The organism is Hansschlegelia sp. KR7-227 (genome assembly GCF_049446035.1).
Lineage (GTDB): Bacteria > Pseudomonadota > Alphaproteobacteria > Rhizobiales > Methylopilaceae > Methylopila.
Window position 1 is genome coordinate 599365 of sequence record NZ_JBMSEA010000001.1, and the last position, 17360, is coordinate 616724.

Consider the following 17360-nt stretch of genomic DNA (forward strand, 5'->3'; position numbering starts at 1 on the left):
CCCGTGCAGTCTGGAACGTCTGGATTTTGAACGCAAATGGCGCGGCATTAGGCCGTCACTGACGCTGATTTGAGCTTGACCGTCCGCCCACCCTGAGATCGTCTGATTGTCGACAATCATCGGGAAAGGTGGCCGTGCGGTGGGCGACATCAGCGTCTCCAGGGTGGCGAAATTCTTCGGCGGCGCCGATCCGGCGTCCCGGGTTCTCGCGCTCGACGACGTGTCCATCGAGATTCCGACGGGACAGTTTCTCTGCATCATCGGCCCGTCCGGCTGCGGCAAGACCACGTTGCTGCACACCATCGCCGGCTTCGAGCGTCCCTCCCGGGGGCAGGCGCTGATCGACGGTCGCGCCATCTCGGGCCCGGGCCCGGACCGCATCGTGATCTTCCAAGAATACGGCCTGTACCCTTGGATGACCGTCGCGCAAAACGTCGAGTTCGGCCTGAGGGCGAAGGGGCTGAACGCGCGACGGCGCGGCGAGATCGTCCGCCACTTCATCAATCTCGTGCGGCTGAACGGATTCGAAGACCGCTATCCGCACGAGATCTCGGGCGGCATGAAGCAGCGCGTCAGCATCGCCCGGGCGCTCGCTCCGGAACCCGCCGTCGTGCTGATGGACGAGCCGTTCGCCGCGCTCGACTCGCTCACCCGCGACGTCCTGCAGGAGGAGATCCTCAGGATCTGGGGCGTGACCCGCCAGACCTTCGTGCTGATCACCCACAATGTCGACGAGGCGATCTTCCTCGGCGACCGCGTGATGGTCATGACGGCGCGCCCGGGCCGGGTGAAGGCCGTGCTCGACGTCGACATCCCGCGTCCGCGCGACCCGGCGGTCAGGACTCACGACCCGCGTTTCCTCGCGATCAAGGACGAGCTTTCGGCGCATCTGCGCGCCGAAGTCTCCCTGGCCGCGGCTTGAAGGAGGCGGGGGACAAGGTCATGGACAAGGCGGCTCACGCCATGCCGGCGCCGACCGCGGCCGCGGCGCGCTGGAGGCCGGACCTCCTGCCGGCGCTGGCGGGTCTCCGCCATTACGTGCTGATTCCGGTCCTTCTGCTCGTCTGGGAGTTCGGCGTGCGGGCGGGATGGATCGACGGCGCGATGGCGCCGGCGCCGTCCTCGATCCTCGCCGCGCTCGTTGACATGTCGGACGCCGGTCTGCTGTGGCGCGACGTCTGGGCAAGCGTGCTGCGCGTCACCGTGGGCTTCTCGCTCGCCGCCGCCGCCGCCATCACGCTCGGCCTCGCCTTCGGCGTCTGGACGCGCGCCGCAGCCTACGTCAATCCGCTGATCGAGCTGATCCGGCCGATCTCGGTGCTCGCCTGGATCCCGCTCGCGATCCTGTGGTTCGGACTCGGCGACAAGTCGGCCTGGTTCATCATCTTCCTCGGCTCGTTCTTTCCGATCTTCACCAACACCTATCTCGGCGCCCGATCGGTCGCCGAGATCCATGTCCGCGTGGCCCAGAGCTTCGGCGCGGGGCGCTGGCTGTTCGTCCGCCAGGTGCTGTTCCCGTCCTCGCTGCCGTACATCGTCGCCGGCTTGCGGGTCGGCCTCGGCGTCGGCTGGACCTGCGTCATCGCGGCGGAGCTGATCGCTGCGACGTCGGGCCTCGGCTACATGATCCAGCTCGCCCGCACGATGATCGAGACCGAGAAGGTGATGGCCGGAATGCTCGTCATCGGCGTGGTCGGCTTCGCCATGAACGCCGCGATGCTCTGGGTCGAACGCAAGTTAATCCCGTGGGCTCAGCCCCGCTGACGTGAAGGAGCCAAGCGCATGGCCTGGACGACGACTTACGGGACGAGACGGTCGCTGCTCGGCGCAGCCCTCGGGCTTGCGGCGGGCCTTGGCCTGAGCCTTCCGGCGGCCGCCGCCGACGAGCCCATCAAGGTGCGGATCGGCTATCAGTCGCTCTACGCCGCGGGCGGCGAGATCGCCGAGACGCTGCGCCACACCAACATCCTCGAGCTTAACGGCATCGAGGCCGAGTTCCGGACCTTCACCTTCGGCGGTCCGCTCGCCGAGGCGGCGGTGGCCGGCGACATCGACAACGTGTTCGCGGCCGACGCTCCGGTGCTGCGCGCGATGGCGCGGTTGCCCGGCTCGAAGGTGCTGCAGTTCACGCATGACGCCCGTTTCGGGATTCTCGTACGGCCGGACTTCGAGGGCGGCCTCGCCGATCTCCGCGGCAAGACGCTCTCGGCGCCGTTCGGCACGACGACGTTCCCGCGCGCCATGAAGGCGATCATCGCAGCCGGCGTCGAGAAGCCCTTCCAGGACATGACGCTGGTCAACCAGGACGTCGCGGAGCAGACCTCCGCGATCCAGGGCAAGCTCGTCGACGGGGTGACCACCTGGGACCCGACGCTGGAGCGGCTGATCCAGCAGAAGCTCGCCAAGCCGATCTGGATGGCGCCCCGCGGCGAGAACATGGGCATGCAGGGCTTCACCGGCAAATGGCTGGAGAAGTACGGCGAGGCCGGCGCGGTCCGCTTCCTCAAGGCCTGGATCATGGCGACCTGGTGGACGTCCAACAACATCGACCAGGCGCATGAATGGTTCGGCAAGACCTCGCGCCTTCCGCCGGACATCCTGAAAATCGCGTCGGACTTCGACCGCCACCTCGCCAAGCCGATCGCCGACATCAAGACGGTCGACCTCACTCTGACCGACAGCGATATCGCGAGCACGCAGGGCGTGATGGACTTCCTGCTCGCCAACAAGCTGCTGAACGCGAAGATCGACGCGAAGTCCTACTTCGACATGGGACCGGCCCGTAAGGCGCAGGCCGAGATCGCCGCCGGCGATTTTCCCGATCTCGCCAAGATCAAGGTGGTGACCCCGTGAACGGCGCGTCGACGGCTGCGGAGGCCGAACGCGTGGTGCTGGGCTATGAGCTCGTCGGCTCGGGGCCGGAAGGCGTGATCGTCTTCAACGACTGGCTGGCCGACTGCACCAGCTGGAAGCCGATGCATCTCTACCTGGACAAGGAGGCGTTCACCTACGCCTTCGTGGACATCAGGGGCTACGGACGCTCGATCGACATCCCGGGCGCCCACACCTCGACGCAGGCCGCGCTCGACGCGTTCGCGGTGGCGGACCATCTCGGCTGGGAGCGCTTCCACATCATCGGCTTCTCCATGACCGGCATGGTCGTGGAGCGGATGGTCCTGATCGATCCGGCGCGCATCAAGTCCGAGATCGCGGTCGGACCGGTCTCGGCCGCGGCGGTCAAGATGGAGCCCGAGCGGCGCGCCTTCTTCGAGAAGACGCTGGTCGACGACGACGCGGTCCGCGAGCTCGCGGCCCGGATCACCGACCACAGGCTCACCAAGGAGTGGTCCGAGCACAAGCTGATGCTGGCGCGCACGACCCGCGACCACGCCGCCGTCCGCGAATATCTCGACATGTGGACGCTCGACGACTTCTCCGCGGAGATGGCGGCGGCCCGGCCCGAGACGCCGCTGCTGGTGGTGGCGGGCGAGTGGGACCAGAAGAGCTTCCTCGAAGACGACATGAAGGCGACCTTCATGGCCTGGCACCCGAACGCCGAACTCGTCGTCATCCGCAATTGCGGGCACTGCCCGATGCAGGAGACGCCGATCTATCTCGCCACGCTCGTGGAGGCCTTCATGCGCCGCCACGCCGCATCGCCTGTCCCGGCGGGCGGATGAGCGTTCGGCCGCAGGCGGCGATCCCCGGACGTCTGGGGCATGCGCTCCGGACGTTTGACGGCGCGCTGCTCGCCGTCAACCGGGCCTTCATGATCGCGGCGCTCGCGCTGATGGCGGTCATGGTCTTCGTCAGCGTCGCGCTGCGCTACCTCACCGACGACGCGATCCTGTGGGCGGAGGAGCTCAGCCGCTATTTGATGGTGTGGCTGACCTTCCTCGGGGTCGGGCCGGTGCTGCGGCTCGGCGGCCATGTCGCGGTCGACAACCTCCATCACGCCCTGCCGCCGCCGGCGCCCCTGATCCTGCGGACGGTCGTCGTCGCGCTCGTCGCCGGCTTCGCCGTCTACATGACCTATGCCGGCCTCGGCTTCGTCGCCCGGTCCTGGCGTCAGACGACCCCCGTGCTGCACATCCCCTTCGCTTATGTCGCGATGGCGGTTCCCGTCGGGTTCGGCCTCAGCGTCTGGCATCTGGCGATGATCCTCGCGCCCTATGTCAGGGATGGACGGTTCGAGCAGTCGGACGACCTCGAGCCCGAAGAGGCCGCGGCGGCATGACGGCGGGCGTTCTCTTCGGCGGGCTGGTGGCCTTTCTGGCGATCGGCGCTCCCATCGCCTTCGCGCTCGGCATCGCGACGCTGGTCGCGGCGGTCAGCGCCGGCCTCAATCCGATCATCGTGACCCAGAAGCTGGTGGCGGGGCTCGACAGCTTCCCGCTGATGGCGATCCCGTTCTTCCTGCTCGCGGCTGAGCTGATGACGAGCGGCGCGCTTGCGGAAGTCCTTCTGCGTTTCGCCTCGATGTTCGTCGGCCACAAGCGCGGCGGCCTCGGCTACACCAACATCCTGACCATCACCTTCTTCTCCGGCATCAGCGGCTCGGCGCTGGCCGACGCGGCCGGACCCGGCGCGCTGCTGATCCGGATGATGCGCAAGTCCGGCTACCCGCCGGCCTATGCGGCGGCGCTCACCGCCGCGGCCTCGATCGTCGGGCCGATCATCCCGCCCTCGATCGTCATGATCCTCTATGCGCTGCAGGACGAGGGCGTGTCGGTGCTGCGCCTGTTCGTCGCCGGCGTGGTTCCCGGCCTCATGATCTCGGGCGCGATGATCGGCTACAACATGTGGGCGAGCCGTCGCCGCGACTTCCGCGTCGAAGGCCGCGCCCCGACCGGCCCGGAGATCCTGCGCGCCACGTGGCGCGCGATCCCGGCGCTGCTGCTGCCGGCGCTCATCGTCGTCGGCGTCCATAGCGGCGCCTTCACGCCGACCGAGGCCTCCGTCATCGCGGTGTTCTACGCGCTGTTCTGCGGCATGGTGGTCTACCGCACCCTGACCTGGGCGATGCTGCCGCAGCTGATCGCCCGGACCGCCTTCATGAGCGCGGCCATCCTGCTGATCATTGCGGTCTCCTCGGCTTTTGCCTGGATGCTGACCTTCACGCAGACCCCGCAGTTGCTGTCGGGCTGGATCCAGGGGCTCGGCCTGTCGCCCATCGCCTTCCTGCTCGTGGTCAACGTGTTTCTGCTCGCCTTCGGAATCTTCATCGAGCCGCTGCCTGGCGTGCTGGTCGTCGCCCCTATCCTCGCGCCGATGGCGGCGGCTCTGAACATCGACCCCACCCATTTCGCGATCGTCGTCATCGTCAATCTGAACCTCGGCATGATCACCCCGCCGGTCGCGAGCCTGCTCGCGGTCACCGGCATGATCGCCAAGGTGCGGATGGCCGATCTCAACCGCGAGATCTACCCGATGCTCGCGATCCAGCTCGTCGTCCTGGCGCTGCTGACCTTCGTCCCGGCGCTCAGCACCGGCCTTCCCGACCTGATGGGCGCGAAATGACAGCGCCCCGCACCTCCGGAGATCCCGAGTGAACGTGGCGCAGCGCACCCGCGCGGATCTCGGCGTCGCATCGGCCGCCGGCCGCATCGCGAAAGCCGAATGCATCCTGGTTTCGATGCCCTTCGACAGCGCCGGTCTGCCGGTGTGGAGCTTCACGAGCGACCCGAAGAACGCCTTCGACGTCATGCTGGTCCGGCTCGAGACCGACACCGGCCTCGTGGGCTGGGGCGAGGCGTTTTCGCGGGCCGAGGATGTCTCGCTCAGGAGCCTGATCGAGACGCGCATCCTTCCGATCGTGATCGGCGAGGAGGCCAACGCGATCTCGCGCATCAAGCACAAGCTCGAATTCGGCCTGCAGAACTTCGGCCGCGTCGGGCCGACGATGTACGCGATCTCCGCGGTCGACATCGCGCTCTGGGACATCGCGGCGAAGGCCGCCCGGCGGCCGCTCGTCGACCTGATCGGCGGCCCGTTCGCGCCGGAGGTCGAGGTCTACGCCAGCCTGCTGCGCTACGGCTCCGTGGACGGCGTCGTCAAGGCCACGCGGCGCGCGATCGACGAAGGCTACCGCTACGTCAAGCTGCACGACATCCGATACGAGGAGATCGCGGCGGCGGTCGAGGAGGCCGGCGACGAGGCCGCAATCATGCTCGACGTCAACTGCCCCTGGTCGGTCCCGGAGGCGCTCGCGATGGACGCCCGGATCGCAGGGCTCAAGCTGAAATGGCTCGAGGAGCCGATCTTCCCGCCGGACGACTATCGCGGCCTCGCCCGCGTCCGCGCGACGGGCAACAACCGGATCGCCGCCGGGGAAAACGCCGGCTCGCTGCGCGACTTCGTGGCGATGGCGGACGCAGGCGCGATCGACATCGCCCAGCCCGACGTCGCCAAGACCGGCGGCGTCACCGAGCTGCTCAAGATCTCCGCCTTCTGCGAGGCGAGCGCGATCGAGTTCGTGCCGCACTGCGCGATCTTCGGCCCGGGCCTGCTGGCGACCCTCCACATCAACGCGGCGCAGCGGTCGGTCCCGCTGCTCGAGCGGCTGTACATCGATTTCGAGGCGGATCTCTACGCCGGCGCCACGCTGCCGCGCGGCGGCAGGCTCGCGGTGCCGCGAGGCGCAGGGCTCGGCTTCGAACCGGACATGGCGATCGTGGAGCGGTTTCGCGTCGCCTGAACTCAACCAACACGCGGCCAGCGGGGAGCAACTCCGCGGCCTGTCACGGGAAGCGCGTCTCAAGACCCTCCTTCGCCGACTTCGGAGATCGCAGATGAGAGCCCTTCACATCGCAGCAGCGGCCCTGCTGGCGTTCGCGGCCCCCGCCGCGGCCCAGACCACGACCCTGAAATACGCCTTCGTCAACCCGATGAGCAGCCACTTCGGGACCGCCGCGACCGCCTTCAAGGACTCCGTCGAGGCGGAATCCGGCGGCCGCATCAAGATCGACATCTTTCCGGCCGGCGCGCTGGGCGGCGAGCGCGAGATCGTCGAGAGCCTGCAACTCGGCGCCGTCGACATGGCGATGACCGGCACGTCGGTCGTCGGCAACTTCGTGCCCGACGTCCTGATCTACGACGTGCCCTTCCTGTTCCGCGACACCAAGCAGGCCCGCGACGTGCTCGACGGGGCGATCGGCAAGGAGATCCTCGCCAAGTTCGCCGACAAGGACCTCGTCGGGCTGGGCTATGGCGAGAACGGCTTCAAGATGCTGACGAACAACAAGCATCCCGTGGCGACGCCGGCCGACCTCAACGGCATGACGGTGCGCGTGATGGAGAACGAGATCCACATCGCAGCCTTCAAGGAGCTCGGCGCCCGCCCGACCCCGATCGCCTGGCCGGAACTGTTCGCCGCGCTCCAGCAGGGCGTCGTCGACGGCCAGGACAATCCGATCTCGAACGTCGTGTCGGCGAAGTTCTTTCAGGTCCAGAAATATGGCTCGCTCACCCGGCACGTCTTCGCGCCGACCGTGATCATGATGTCGCCGACGGCGTGGGCGAAGCTCAGCGACGCGGACAAGGCGATCGTCGCGAAGGGCGTCGAGAAGGCCGTCGCGGCCCAGCGCGCCGCAGTCGACGAATATGAACGCACCGGCCTCGCCAAGCTGAAGGAGGCCGGCATGCAGATCGACGACACGATCGACCCCAAGCCCTTCGTCGAGAAGCTGGCGCCGGCTTACGTCGCCTTCGCCAAGCGTTTCGGCCAGGAGCGCCTGGACGCCATACGCGCCGTCGACTGACGGCGCGGAGAGCTTGTCGCCGGCGCGGGCTTCGGCCGGCGGCGTGCGACAGGGGCGCCGTCCACGCGCTCGCCCCGTGTGGACGGCGAACTTCTTATGACCGGCGCCGAAATGCGGTGGATCGCGATGACGTACCGGACGATCACCCTTGAAAGGCTCGACGCCGTCGCGCGGATCACGCTGAACCGGCCGGAGCGCGCCAACGCCATCAGCGCTGAAATGCTCGACGAGCTCGCGGCTGCGATGGACGCGGTCGAAGCGGACGACGCGGCGCGCGTGGTCGTGGTGCGGGGCGCAGGCGCCGCGTTCTCCTCGGGTTTCGACCTCAAGGACCAGATGGAGCGCCGCCCGACCGGCGTCGCGGAGTGGCGGCCGATCCTGCGCAAGGATTTCGACGTGCCGATGCGCTTCTGGCGCTGCCCGAAGCCGACGATCGCGGCCGTGCGCGGCGCCTGCATGGCCGGCGCCTGCGAGCTCGCGCTCGCCTGCGACATGACGATCGCCTCGGAGGACGCCTATTTCGGCGAGCCGGAGCTCAAGTTCGGGGCGGGAATCGTGGTGATGCTGCTGCCGTGGATCGTCGGCCCGAAGATCGCCAAGGAGATCATCCTGACGGGCGAGGATCGGATCTCCGCGCAGCGCGCTCGCGAGATCGGCATGGTCAACCGGGTCGTGCGGGCCGAAGACCTCGACGCCGCCGCGATGGCGCTCGCGCGCCGGATCGCGGTCGTCGATCCGATGGTCGTGCGCGAAACCAAGCGGGCCCTCAACCGTCAGATCGAGGCGCGCGGCATGCTGGAGGCGCTCGAAGCCGCCCTCGACATCGATCTTGGCATCGAGGGCCAGGGATCCGACGACAAGAGGCGCTTCATGGACGTCGCCCGCGAGCACGGCCTGAAGGCTGCTCTCGCATGGCGCGACGCCCGCTTCGAGGATCCCGGGCGATGACGGGCGCGCTCGGCCGCCTGCTCGAGGAACGACTGGCGCCCAGCTCGGGCTATGTCTTCGACGCGGCCGGCGGGCGCGTCCCGGCGGCGCGCCTGCTCGACATGGCCGCCGACGTCGCGCGGAGTCTGAAGGCGCAGGATCTCCGGCCGGACGAGCCGGTCTTCGTCGTGATCGGCGCGCGCGCAGCCGATCTCGCCAACATGCTCGGCGTCTGGATGGCGGGCGGCGTCGCCGCGCCCGTCCACGCCTCGGCCTCGACCACGACATGGCGGGCGGTGCGCGTCGCCCTCGGCGCCCGTGTCGTTCTCGACGGAGCGGCGGCCAGCTTCGAGGATCGGCCCGCGCCGGCGCAGCGGGCCGAGCTCGCCGGGGCCGCCGTCATCGTGTTCACCTCCGGCACCACGGGCGCGCCGAAGGGCGTGATCATTCGTCACCAGGGCTTCGTCGGGAAGCTCGAGGCGCTCGACCGGGTGATCCGGCTGACCCGCGACGACCTCACGGCGGTTCCACTGCAGCTGACCTTCATCTTCGGCCAGTGGGTCACGTTCCTGGCGCTGCGGGCAGGCGGCAGCGTGGTCCTCATGTCGAAGCTCGCGCCGGCGGTCTGCGCTTCGACGCCGATCTCAGGCGTGACGGCGCTCGGGGCGGTGCCGTCGACGCTGCGGGCTCTCGCACAGGGGCCTCGGCCCTTCGAGCGCCTCAGGACGATCATCAGCGGCGGCGAGCCGCTCGGCGGGCCGCTCTCGGAGGCGACGCTCGCGCTCTGGCCGGACGCGTCGATCTTCGACATGTACGGCCTGACCGAGACCGGCGCCGCCGACTTCTGCTCGATCTCGACCGCCGATTTTCCTGCCGGCGCCTGGATCGGCCGTCCGACCGCCGGCGTCAGCTACCGCATCGTGCAAGACGACGGATCGCCGGCGCCGGCCGGCGCGCCCGGCGAGCTCCAGATCCGCACCGAACACGGCATGGCCGGCTATCTCGGCGATCCCGAGCTGACCGCGCGGTCGTTCTCAGACGGGCATTTCCGGACCGGCGACCTCGCGGTCGAGGGGGCCGACCGACGGCTCGCCCTCATCGGGCGCATCAAGGAGGTGATCTCGCGCGCGGGCAACAAGATCTATCCCGCCGAGATCGAGACCGCTCTGCACGCCCATCCCGACGTCGCCGCAGCCCTCTGCGCAGGGACGCCGGACGCGCAGTTCGGCGAGCGGATCTACGCCGTCGCGGTGCTGAAGCCTGAAGCCTCGGTCGGCGTGCCGGAGCTGCGGGCCTGGCTCGGCGAGCGGCTGGAGCGCTACAAGGTTCCCGATTTCCTCTCGATCGTCGACGCGCTTCCGCTCGGATCGACGGGCAAGGCGAGCCGCGCCGCGCTCCGCGACATCGCCCTTCGCGAACGCGCGGAGGCGCTGGAGACCGCGCCCTGAGCCGAACTCGGGCGCTTCAGAGCGGCCGCAGCGCGTGGAACGCCGCGTCGTGATAGGCGAGGGGCCTGCGCTCCTCGGACGACGCCTGAATCGCCCTGCCGACGAAGATGGTGTGGCTTCCCGCGTCATGCGCGTTCTCCAGCACGCATTCGAACCACGCGACGCAGCCCGAGAGCAGAGGGCAGCCGGTCGGACCAATGTCGTGCGGCGCGCCGTCGAACGTCTTGGCGTCGCCGCCGGCGAAGTAACGGGCAAGCTCCGTCTGGTCTTCGGCGAGGACGTTGATCGCGAAGGCGCCGCCCTTGGCGATGAGCGGGTGCGACGCGCTGCTCCGGTTCACCACGACGAGCACCAGCGGAGGATCCGCGCTCACGCTGCAGACCGCGGTCGCCGTCATGCCGTTCGCGGACGTTCCGTGCCGGCTGGTGATGACGGTCACGCCGCCGGCGAGCCGGCGCATCGCCGCCTTGAAATCGGCCGCCGTCGCGTTGGGGAGCGGATCGCGCCGGGCCGCCACGACCGCGCTCACGCCGCGCCCCCCGCGCGAAGGCGGTCGCGCAGCGAGCCGTCGGCATAGGCTGTCCGCGCCCGTCCGCGCGCCTGAAGGATCGGCATGACCTTGTCGACGAAGTCCTCGAACGTGTCTGGCAGGAAGGCCGGGGACACGACGAAGCCGTCGGCCGCGCCGCTGTCGACGATCGCGATCAGCTCGTCGGCGACGTCCTCGGCGGTTCCGACCAGACGCGGGCACATCACGCCGCGGCCGTAGATCTTGCCGGCCTCCGCGATGGTCATGGAGCCGTCGCCGGCGATCGAGCGCAGCGCCGCCATGTTGCCCTGGCTGCCGGTGTCGGCGATCTCGTCGATCGTGGCGTCGAGCGGCAGCGCGCCGAAATCGGCGTTGGCGTGAGCTGCGAGCGTCGAGAGGCCGACGCGCGGGTCGATCAGGCTGTCGTGCAGGTCGCGCTTGGCTTCGGCCTCGGCCCGCGTCTCGCCGATGAAGGGCATGACCGCCATCAGCACCTTCGCGGCGTCGGGCGCGCGGCCGGCGGCCTCGAGCGCCGAGCGGACGTCCTTCGCGAAGGCCTGCATCCGCGTCATGTTCGGCTGCAGCGCGAAGATCACCTCCGACCAGCGGGCCGCGAAGGCCTTGCCGCGGCCGGAGGAGCCGGCCTGGATGATGACGGGACGGCCCTGGGGGCTGCGCGGAATGTTCAAGGGGCCGCGCGCCTGGAACCACTTTCCCCGATGGTTGGCGTAACGCACCTTGCTCGGGTCGGCGTAGACGCCGCCCGCCCGGTCGAGCACCAGCGCGTCCTCGTCCCAGCTGTCCCAGAGCTTGAAGGCGACCTCCATGAACTCGTCGGCCCGGTCGTAGCGCTCGTCATGGCTGAGATGGGGCACGTCGCCGAAATTGAGCGCCTCGCCGTCGTTCATGGAGGTGACGACGTTCCAGGCCGCGCGGCCGGCGGAGAGGTGGTCGAGCGTCGCGAACTCGCGGGCGATGTTGAACGGCGCGTCATAGGTCGTGGAGCGGGTCGCGCCCAGGCCCAGCCGGGTGGTGACGGCCGCCATGGCGCCGAGGATCGGCAGCGGATCCATGCGGGTGGCGTCCTGGTCGCCGAGCCGGATGCCCATCTCGTGGCTGTCGCCGTAGCGGTCGGCGATCGCGAGCCGGTCGGCGAAGAACACGAAGTCGAACAGTCCGCGCTCGAGCGTCCGCGCGATGCCGGCGTAGTGCGCGAGGCTGAGAAACGGCGTCTCATGCGCCGGGTTGCGCCAGATCGCATGGCTGTGCGCCACCGGCCCGGCGACGAGGAAGCCGCAGAAGTGAATCTGTTTCGGCTGGGTCATGTCTGTCCTTCGCGGGCCGCTTTCGGCGCGCGCCTCCCTGGGCGCGCGGCGGAGTCGCCGCGCGCTATAGGTTTCTTTTCGCTGCTTCAGTCGTTGGTTCCGGTCAGGCGACGACGCCGACCGGGGTGTTCTTCCCGTCCTTGATCAGCTGGACGTAGAAGGAGCGGTTGATCGAGTCGCCCTTGTCGTCGAAGTCGCAGGTGCAGCCGGCGCCGTTGAAATTGATCTTCTTCCCGTCCCGGATCATCTTCAACGCCTCGACGAGGTCGTCGACATTCTCGCCGGGAGGGTTGCAGACCTCGCGGACGGACTTCGTCCACACGGCCGCCTCCTGGGTCTTGGCGTGCTCCATGGCCAGCATGGTGATGCAGACCTGGTCCCAGGCGTTGCCGGCGAACAGGAAGACGGTGCCCTTCGGCGCGCCCATCTCCTCGACGAATCTGGCGTAGGACGGGCTGTCGATCGGCGGCGACGGCTGCAGGTGATAGATGCCCTCGGAGACCTCGGGGCCGACCGCCTGGATGAACTTGCCTTCCGCGTCCGCGCCGGTGCCGAGCGACACCACCTTCGAGGTGAAGCCGCCGCGGAAGATCTCCTTCGAGATCGACACCATGTCGGTGAGTAGCGGCAGCACGAACACCGCGTCCGGCTCCGGCCCGAACGCCTTCTCGACCTCGGCGCGGTAGGAGGCCTGGTCGGGATTGTACATGATGACGTCCATCACCTGGCCGCCGATCTTGGCCATTTCGGCCTTGAAGGGCTCGACCATCGCGACGATGAACGGGTTCTGCTGGGCGAGCACGGTGACCTTCTTGGCCCCGATCTTCTGCATCACCTTGGCGCCGGCCGGCCCCCACTGGCTGCTCTTCGCCTGAAGGCGGTAGATCAGCCCCTTGGTCTCGCCCTCCGTCACGGCGTTCGCGGCGCAGGACAGCATCTGCACCTTGTTGGCGGCGAGGATGATCGGCTTCGCCGCCAGAGCCTCCGGGCTGCCCCAGAAGCCGCCGACGAGCTCCACCTTGTTGACCTCGAGCAGCTTCTTGCTCGCCGCGACGCTTGCGGTCGCGCTGGTCTCGCTGTCCTCGATGAACAGCTTCACCTGCCGGCCGCCGAGAATGCCGCCGGCGGCGTTGACCTTGGAGACCGCGAGCTCCGCGGCCTGCTTCATCGCCGGCCCATAGGCGCCGGTCGCGCCCGAGAAGGGCAGCACCATGCCGAGCGGCACGTCGCCGGACTGCGCCAACGCCGGCCGGCCGAGCGCGGCCGAAAGCGGCAAGGCGCCGAGTCCGGCGACGACGGCCCGGCGGTTCACCACGAAGCTGCTGTCAGTCATGCGGGTGGTCCTTCTCTTGAGGATCGAGGGCGGCCGCCGCCAGGCCGTCGTCGACCTGCAGGGCGTCGTTGAAGCGGTTGAAGAAGCCGGCGAGCGCGACGCGAAGCGTCAGCTCCACGATCTGGCTCTCTGTGAAGCGGGCGCGGAGGCGATCGAACAGGCTGTCGCGCAGGCCCCACGACCGTTCGGTGACGAGGCGCGCATATTCGATCACGAGCCGGTCGGTCTCGTCGAAGGCGGGATGGTCGGACGCCGGCAGCGCCGCGATCGCGTCCGCCGGGACGCCTTCGATCGCGAGCAGGGGCTCATGATGCGCCACGCAATAGGGGCAGGCGTTGAGCTTCGACACCGTGACCACCGCGAGCTCGACATAGCGCAGCGGCAGGTTCGCGGCGCGCCTGAGCTCGAGCAGCATGCCGTAGAGGCTTTCGAGCGCGACCGGGACATGCGCGAGCGCGGCCGCCTGTCCGCGGAAGTCGGCGTAGCCGTTCGCGAACAGCTCGTAGAGCTCGCGCTGATGCGGCGGCAGGACGGAGGAGGGCAGGGGCGCGACGCGCGGCATCACGAGGCTCCGGTTTCGCGGGGCAGCGCGTCCGCGGCGCGCCGGCGGGGTTCGGGCACCAGGCCCTGCGGTCGCAGGATCAGCAGCAGCACGATGCCGGCGCCGATCAGCCCGAGGCGGAGCGCCGAAAGCTGCACGCCGTCGATCACCGTGATGAAATCCTTGAGGAAGCGCGTGCCTTCGAGCAGCGCCATGATCGAGCCCGCGCCGACCAGCAGCCCGACATTCGAGCCGCGGCCGCCCGCGATCACCGCCATGAAAGCGTAGGCCGTCACGATCGGCGTGAACTGCCCGGGGTCGATATAGGTGAGGTAGAAGGCGTGGAGCGCGCCCGCGATCCCCATCACCGCGCCCCCGACCGCGAAGGCCCGGACCCGCAGGGCGAACACGTTCTTGCCGAGCGCCGCCGTCACCGTCGCGTCGTCGCGGATCGCGCGCAGCGCCCGGCCGAAGGGCGAACGCGCCATGCCCTCCAGAATGAGGAAGACGAGCGCGACCAGGGCGACCGCGAAGACGATGAACACGGCGTCGCCGCCGAACGTCTCGCCGAGATTGGCGAAGGGCCGCGGGATGTCGGCGATGCCGAGCGCGCCGCGCGTCAGCCAGTCCTCGTTCAGAATGACGAGCCGCACGACCTCGCCGAAGCCGATGGTGACGATCGCGAGGTAGTTCTCCTCGAGCCGGATCGCGAGCAGCGCGAGCCCGCCGCTGAGCAAAGCCGACAGCGCGGCGGCCGCGATCATGGCCGGCAGCCAGCCGACATGCGGGGCGAGCAGCGCCGTGACATAGGCGCCGATCGCGACGAAGCCGACGACGCCGAAGTTCACGAGGCCTGCGAGGCCCCATTGCAGATTCAGCGCGAGCCCCACCAGCCCCGCGATGCAGACCAGGATGGCGATGGTGATGAGATAAGCGATCATTTGCGCGCCGCCTTCGCCCCGAACAGGCCGTTGGACCGGAACAGCAGCAGCGCGAGGATCACCGCGAAGCTCACCACCTGCCGGTAGTTGGTCGGGATCACCAGCGCCGACATCTCCTCGGCGACGCCGATCACCAGCGCGCCGGCGACCGCGCCGAGCGGCGAGCCCAGGCCGCCGAGGATCGCGGCCGCGAAGATCGGGATCTGGTAGTTCCAGCCGATCAGCGGATCGATTGCGCGGTCGAGGCCGGCGAGCACCCCGGCGAGGCCGAGCAGCGCGCCGACCAGCACCCAGGTCAGCCGCGCGATGGTGCGGCGCTCGACGCCGCGGACCGCCGCGAGCGACGCGTTGTCGGCGACCGCCCGCATCGCGCGGCCGAGCGGCGAGAAGCGCAGAAGCGCGTCGACCAGCAGCAGACAGACGATCACGGTGACCGCCGTCGTGATCTGCTCCTGGTTGATGCGCAGGCCCTCCCACCGCATCGGCCGCGATGGGGGAGCGTCGAAGCCCCGGCTGGCGTTGCCGAAGACGAAGCGGCACACGTTCTCGATGACCAGCGACACGCCCATCGAGGCGACCAGCAGCCCGATCGAGCCGCGCGGGCGCAGCCGTTCGAAGGCGAGCTGGTCGGCGAGCAGCCCGGCGAGCGCGACGGTGACGGCCGCGATCGCGGCGGAGGCGGTCAGCGGCAGGCCGAGCTGGACGTTCGCGACCCAGGCGGCGTAGGCGCCGAGGGTGAGCATCGCGCCGACCGCGAAATTGGCGAATTTCAGCACGCCGAAGATCAGCGTCAGCGCGAGCGCCGGCAAGGCGAGGAGGAGGCCGGTGACGAGGCCGTTGAGGAACAGCTGCGCCGCCATCTCAGGCGACCTTCGCGAAGAACAGCTCGCCGAGATCGGCGGCGCCGACCTCCTTCGCCGACGCCCGAAGGCTCACCTGGCCCGCCACCAGCACCACCGCCTCATCGGCGATCCCGAGCGCGGCCCCGACATTCTGCTCGACCAGCAGCACGGTGACGCCGGCCTCGCGGACGCGGACGATCGCCTCCATGGTCTGGCCGACGATCTTCGGGCTAAGGCCGGCCGACGGTTCGTCGAGCAGCAGCACCTCGGGGTTCGCGAGCAGCGCGCTTGCGAAAGCGAGCATCTGGCGCTGGCCGCCGGACAGATCGCCGGCGCGCGCCCTGAGCCGCGCCGCGATCTCCGGGAAGAGCTCCAGCACCCGCGCCCGCTGCTCGGCCCCGACCCCGGCGCGTCCGCGCAGGAACTCGGTGGCGAGCTTCAGGTTCTCGCCGATGGTGAGGCTCGGAAAGACGTTCGCTTCCTGCGGCACGTAAGCGAGGCCCGCGGCGACGCGCTTGGCGGGCGTCTCCGCCGTGACGTCGTGTCCTGTGACCTTCACATGGCCGGAGCGGACGTCGAGCAGCCCGGCGAGCGTCTTCACGAAGCTCGACTTGCCCGATCCGTTCGGGCCGATCACGGCGAGGATCGTCTCCGGCGCCTGGTCGAGATCGATTCCGCGGACGATGTCGCCGCCGCGGCCGTAGCCCGCCCGGAGGTCCCGGACCGACAGAGCCGGGATCGCATCCGCCGCGCTCACGCCGCGACCCCGAGATAGGCTTCGACGACGCGGCGGTCCTTCACCACCTCGTCGAAGGACCCGGACACCAGCCGCTTGCCCTCGGCCATCACGTGGACATGGTCGCAGAGCTCGCCGATCAGATGCATGTCGTGCTCGACGAGTCCGAAGGAGACGCCCTCGGCCTTCAGCTCCCGCACCAGCCGGATCATCTCGGACTTGAGCGGCGGCGCGACCCCGGCGCCGGGTTCGTCGAGAAGGATGAGCTTCGGCTCCAGCAGCAGGGCGCGCGCGAGATCGAGGAGCTTCTTCTGGCCGCCGGACAGGCCGCCGGACGGCTGGTCGGCGAGCCTGAACAGGCCGACGCGCTCCAGAAGCGCCTTCGCCTTGAGCGCGTTCGCGCTCTCCTGCGCCCACCATTTTCGGCGTCCGAACAGGCTCGCGACGACGCCTTCGCCGCTCTGGCCGCGGGGCGCCAGCAGCAGGTTCTCGAACACGGTGAGGCTGCCGAGTTCGCGAACGACCTGAAAGGTGCGCGCCACGCCGAGCGCCGCGAAGCGATGCGCCGCAAGCGGCGTGACGTCCTGGCCCGAGAGGAGAACGGCGCCCACGTCGGGTCGGACCATGCCGGTCATGACGTTGAGAAGCGTGGTCTTGCCGGCGCCGTTCGGGCCGATCAATCCGGTGATGCGCCCGGGCTCCAAAGTGAGGCTGCATCCGTCGAGCGCGGCGAGCCCGCCATAGCGCTTGGCGACGTCGCGGACTTCGAGGAGGGGAGCGCCGTGGGCGGTCACGAGGCGCGCGCGGCCGGACCCGCCTCCGGCGCTGTACGGTGGCCAAAATTGCCCAATACGTAGGCTGTGACTGCTTTATGTGCGTGCATTCAGCCTGATCGCTCGCCAGTATTTCGGAACAGGCGCTATCCTAAAGATCAGCATCGGCGCGACGCAAATTTATATTGCTTTGCGAAAAGCCAAA

At 69.2% G+C, this 17360-nt stretch carries 18 protein-coding genes; 10 read left to right on the forward strand and 8 right to left on the reverse strand.

Features of this window, described 5'->3' with window-relative positions:
• Positions 1-139: 139 nt before the first annotated feature.
• The 10 genes from ACO2RJ_RS02785 to ACO2RJ_RS02830 all read left to right on the forward strand — a co-directional run bounded on the left by ACO2RJ_RS02785 (position 140) and on the right by ACO2RJ_RS02830 (position 10135).
• Entirely contained in the window at positions 140-922 is a 783-nt protein-coding gene (locus tag ACO2RJ_RS02785) for an ABC transporter ATP-binding protein (RefSeq protein WP_423266482.1), read from the forward strand.
• 20 nt (positions 923-942) lie between these two features.
• A complete protein-coding gene (locus tag ACO2RJ_RS02790) occupies positions 943-1764 on the forward strand; it encodes an ABC transporter permease (RefSeq protein WP_423266483.1) in 822 nt (273 codons plus the stop codon).
• 18 nt (positions 1765-1782) lie between these two features.
• Positions 1783-2853: an ABC transporter substrate-binding protein gene (locus ACO2RJ_RS02795; RefSeq protein WP_423266484.1), complete on the forward strand. Its 1071-nt coding sequence runs from the start codon at positions 1783-1785 to the stop codon at positions 2851-2853.
• Positions 2850-3680: an alpha/beta fold hydrolase gene (locus tag ACO2RJ_RS02800; RefSeq protein ID WP_423266485.1), complete on the forward strand. Its 831-nt coding sequence runs from the start codon at positions 2850-2852 to the stop codon at positions 3678-3680. Before ACO2RJ_RS02795 ends, ACO2RJ_RS02800 begins: the two co-directional genes overlap by 4 nt.
• A complete protein-coding gene (locus ACO2RJ_RS02805) occupies positions 3677-4237 on the forward strand; it encodes a TRAP transporter small permease (protein ID WP_423266486.1) in 561 nt (186 codons plus the stop codon). The genes ACO2RJ_RS02800 and ACO2RJ_RS02805 overlap by 4 nt, the downstream gene beginning before the upstream one ends.
• Entirely contained in the window at positions 4234-5520 is a 1287-nt protein-coding gene (locus ACO2RJ_RS02810) for a TRAP transporter large permease (protein WP_423266487.1), read from the forward strand. Before ACO2RJ_RS02805 ends, ACO2RJ_RS02810 begins: the two co-directional genes overlap by 4 nt.
• Before the next feature lie 28 nt (positions 5521-5548).
• Positions 5549-6697 (forward strand): mandelate racemase/muconate lactonizing enzyme family protein, encoded by a 1149-nt coding sequence (locus ACO2RJ_RS02815; RefSeq protein ID WP_423266488.1) that lies wholly within the window; start codon positions 5549-5551, stop codon positions 6695-6697.
• A 94-nt stretch (positions 6698-6791) separates the two neighbouring features.
• Entirely contained in the window at positions 6792-7760 is a 969-nt protein-coding gene (locus tag ACO2RJ_RS02820) for a TRAP transporter substrate-binding protein (protein ID WP_423266489.1), read from the forward strand.
• A 96-nt stretch (positions 7761-7856) separates the two neighbouring features.
• The gene (locus ACO2RJ_RS02825) at positions 7857-8708 is read left to right on the forward strand and encodes an enoyl-CoA hydratase/isomerase family protein (protein WP_423266490.1); all 852 of its coding nucleotides are present in this window, start codon (positions 7857-7859) and stop codon (positions 8706-8708) included.
• Positions 8705-10135, forward strand: a complete 1431-nt coding sequence (locus tag ACO2RJ_RS02830) for a class I adenylate-forming enzyme family protein (protein WP_423266491.1) — start codon at positions 8705-8707, stop codon at positions 10133-10135. The genes ACO2RJ_RS02825 and ACO2RJ_RS02830 overlap by 4 nt, the downstream gene beginning before the upstream one ends.
• Before the next feature lie 16 nt (positions 10136-10151).
• Here ACO2RJ_RS02830 and ACO2RJ_RS02835 read toward each other — a convergent pair whose 3' ends face one another.
• From ACO2RJ_RS02835 to ACO2RJ_RS02870, 8 genes are all read right to left on the reverse strand, one after another.
• Positions 10152-10664, reverse strand: coding sequence for a flavin reductase family protein (locus tag ACO2RJ_RS02835; protein WP_423266492.1), 513 nt, complete (start codon positions 10662-10664; stop codon positions 10152-10154).
• Positions 10661-11989, reverse strand: a complete 1329-nt coding sequence (locus tag ACO2RJ_RS02840) for an LLM class flavin-dependent oxidoreductase (protein ID WP_423266493.1) — start codon at positions 11987-11989, stop codon at positions 10661-10663. The genes ACO2RJ_RS02835 and ACO2RJ_RS02840 overlap by 4 nt, the downstream gene beginning before the upstream one ends.
• A gap of 103 nt (positions 11990-12092) precedes the next feature.
• A complete protein-coding gene (locus tag ACO2RJ_RS02845; RefSeq protein WP_423266494.1) occupies positions 12093-13322 on the reverse strand; it encodes an ABC transporter substrate-binding protein in 1230 nt (409 codons plus the stop codon).
• On the reverse strand, positions 13315-13884 hold the full coding sequence (locus tag ACO2RJ_RS02850; RefSeq protein WP_423266495.1) for a carboxymuconolactone decarboxylase family protein: 570 nt from the start codon (positions 13882-13884) through the stop codon (positions 13315-13317). The genes ACO2RJ_RS02845 and ACO2RJ_RS02850 overlap by 8 nt, the downstream gene beginning before the upstream one ends.
• Positions 13884-14804: a branched-chain amino acid ABC transporter permease gene (locus ACO2RJ_RS02855; protein ID WP_423266496.1), complete on the reverse strand. Its 921-nt coding sequence runs from the start codon at positions 14802-14804 to the stop codon at positions 13884-13886. Before ACO2RJ_RS02855 ends, ACO2RJ_RS02850 begins: the two co-directional genes overlap by 1 nt.
• Positions 14801-15664, reverse strand: coding sequence for a branched-chain amino acid ABC transporter permease (locus tag ACO2RJ_RS02860; protein WP_423266497.1), 864 nt, complete (start codon positions 15662-15664; stop codon positions 14801-14803). Before ACO2RJ_RS02860 ends, ACO2RJ_RS02855 begins: the two co-directional genes overlap by 4 nt.
• Before the next feature lies 1 nt (position 15665).
• Positions 15666-16403: an ABC transporter ATP-binding protein gene (locus ACO2RJ_RS02865; RefSeq protein ID WP_423266498.1), complete on the reverse strand. Its 738-nt coding sequence runs from the start codon at positions 16401-16403 to the stop codon at positions 15666-15668.
• The gene (locus ACO2RJ_RS02870; protein WP_423266499.1) at positions 16400-17176 is read right to left on the reverse strand and encodes an ABC transporter ATP-binding protein; all 777 of its coding nucleotides are present in this window, start codon (positions 17174-17176) and stop codon (positions 16400-16402) included. Before ACO2RJ_RS02870 ends, ACO2RJ_RS02865 begins: the two co-directional genes overlap by 4 nt.
• Between the last annotated feature and the right edge of the window lie 184 nt (positions 17177-17360).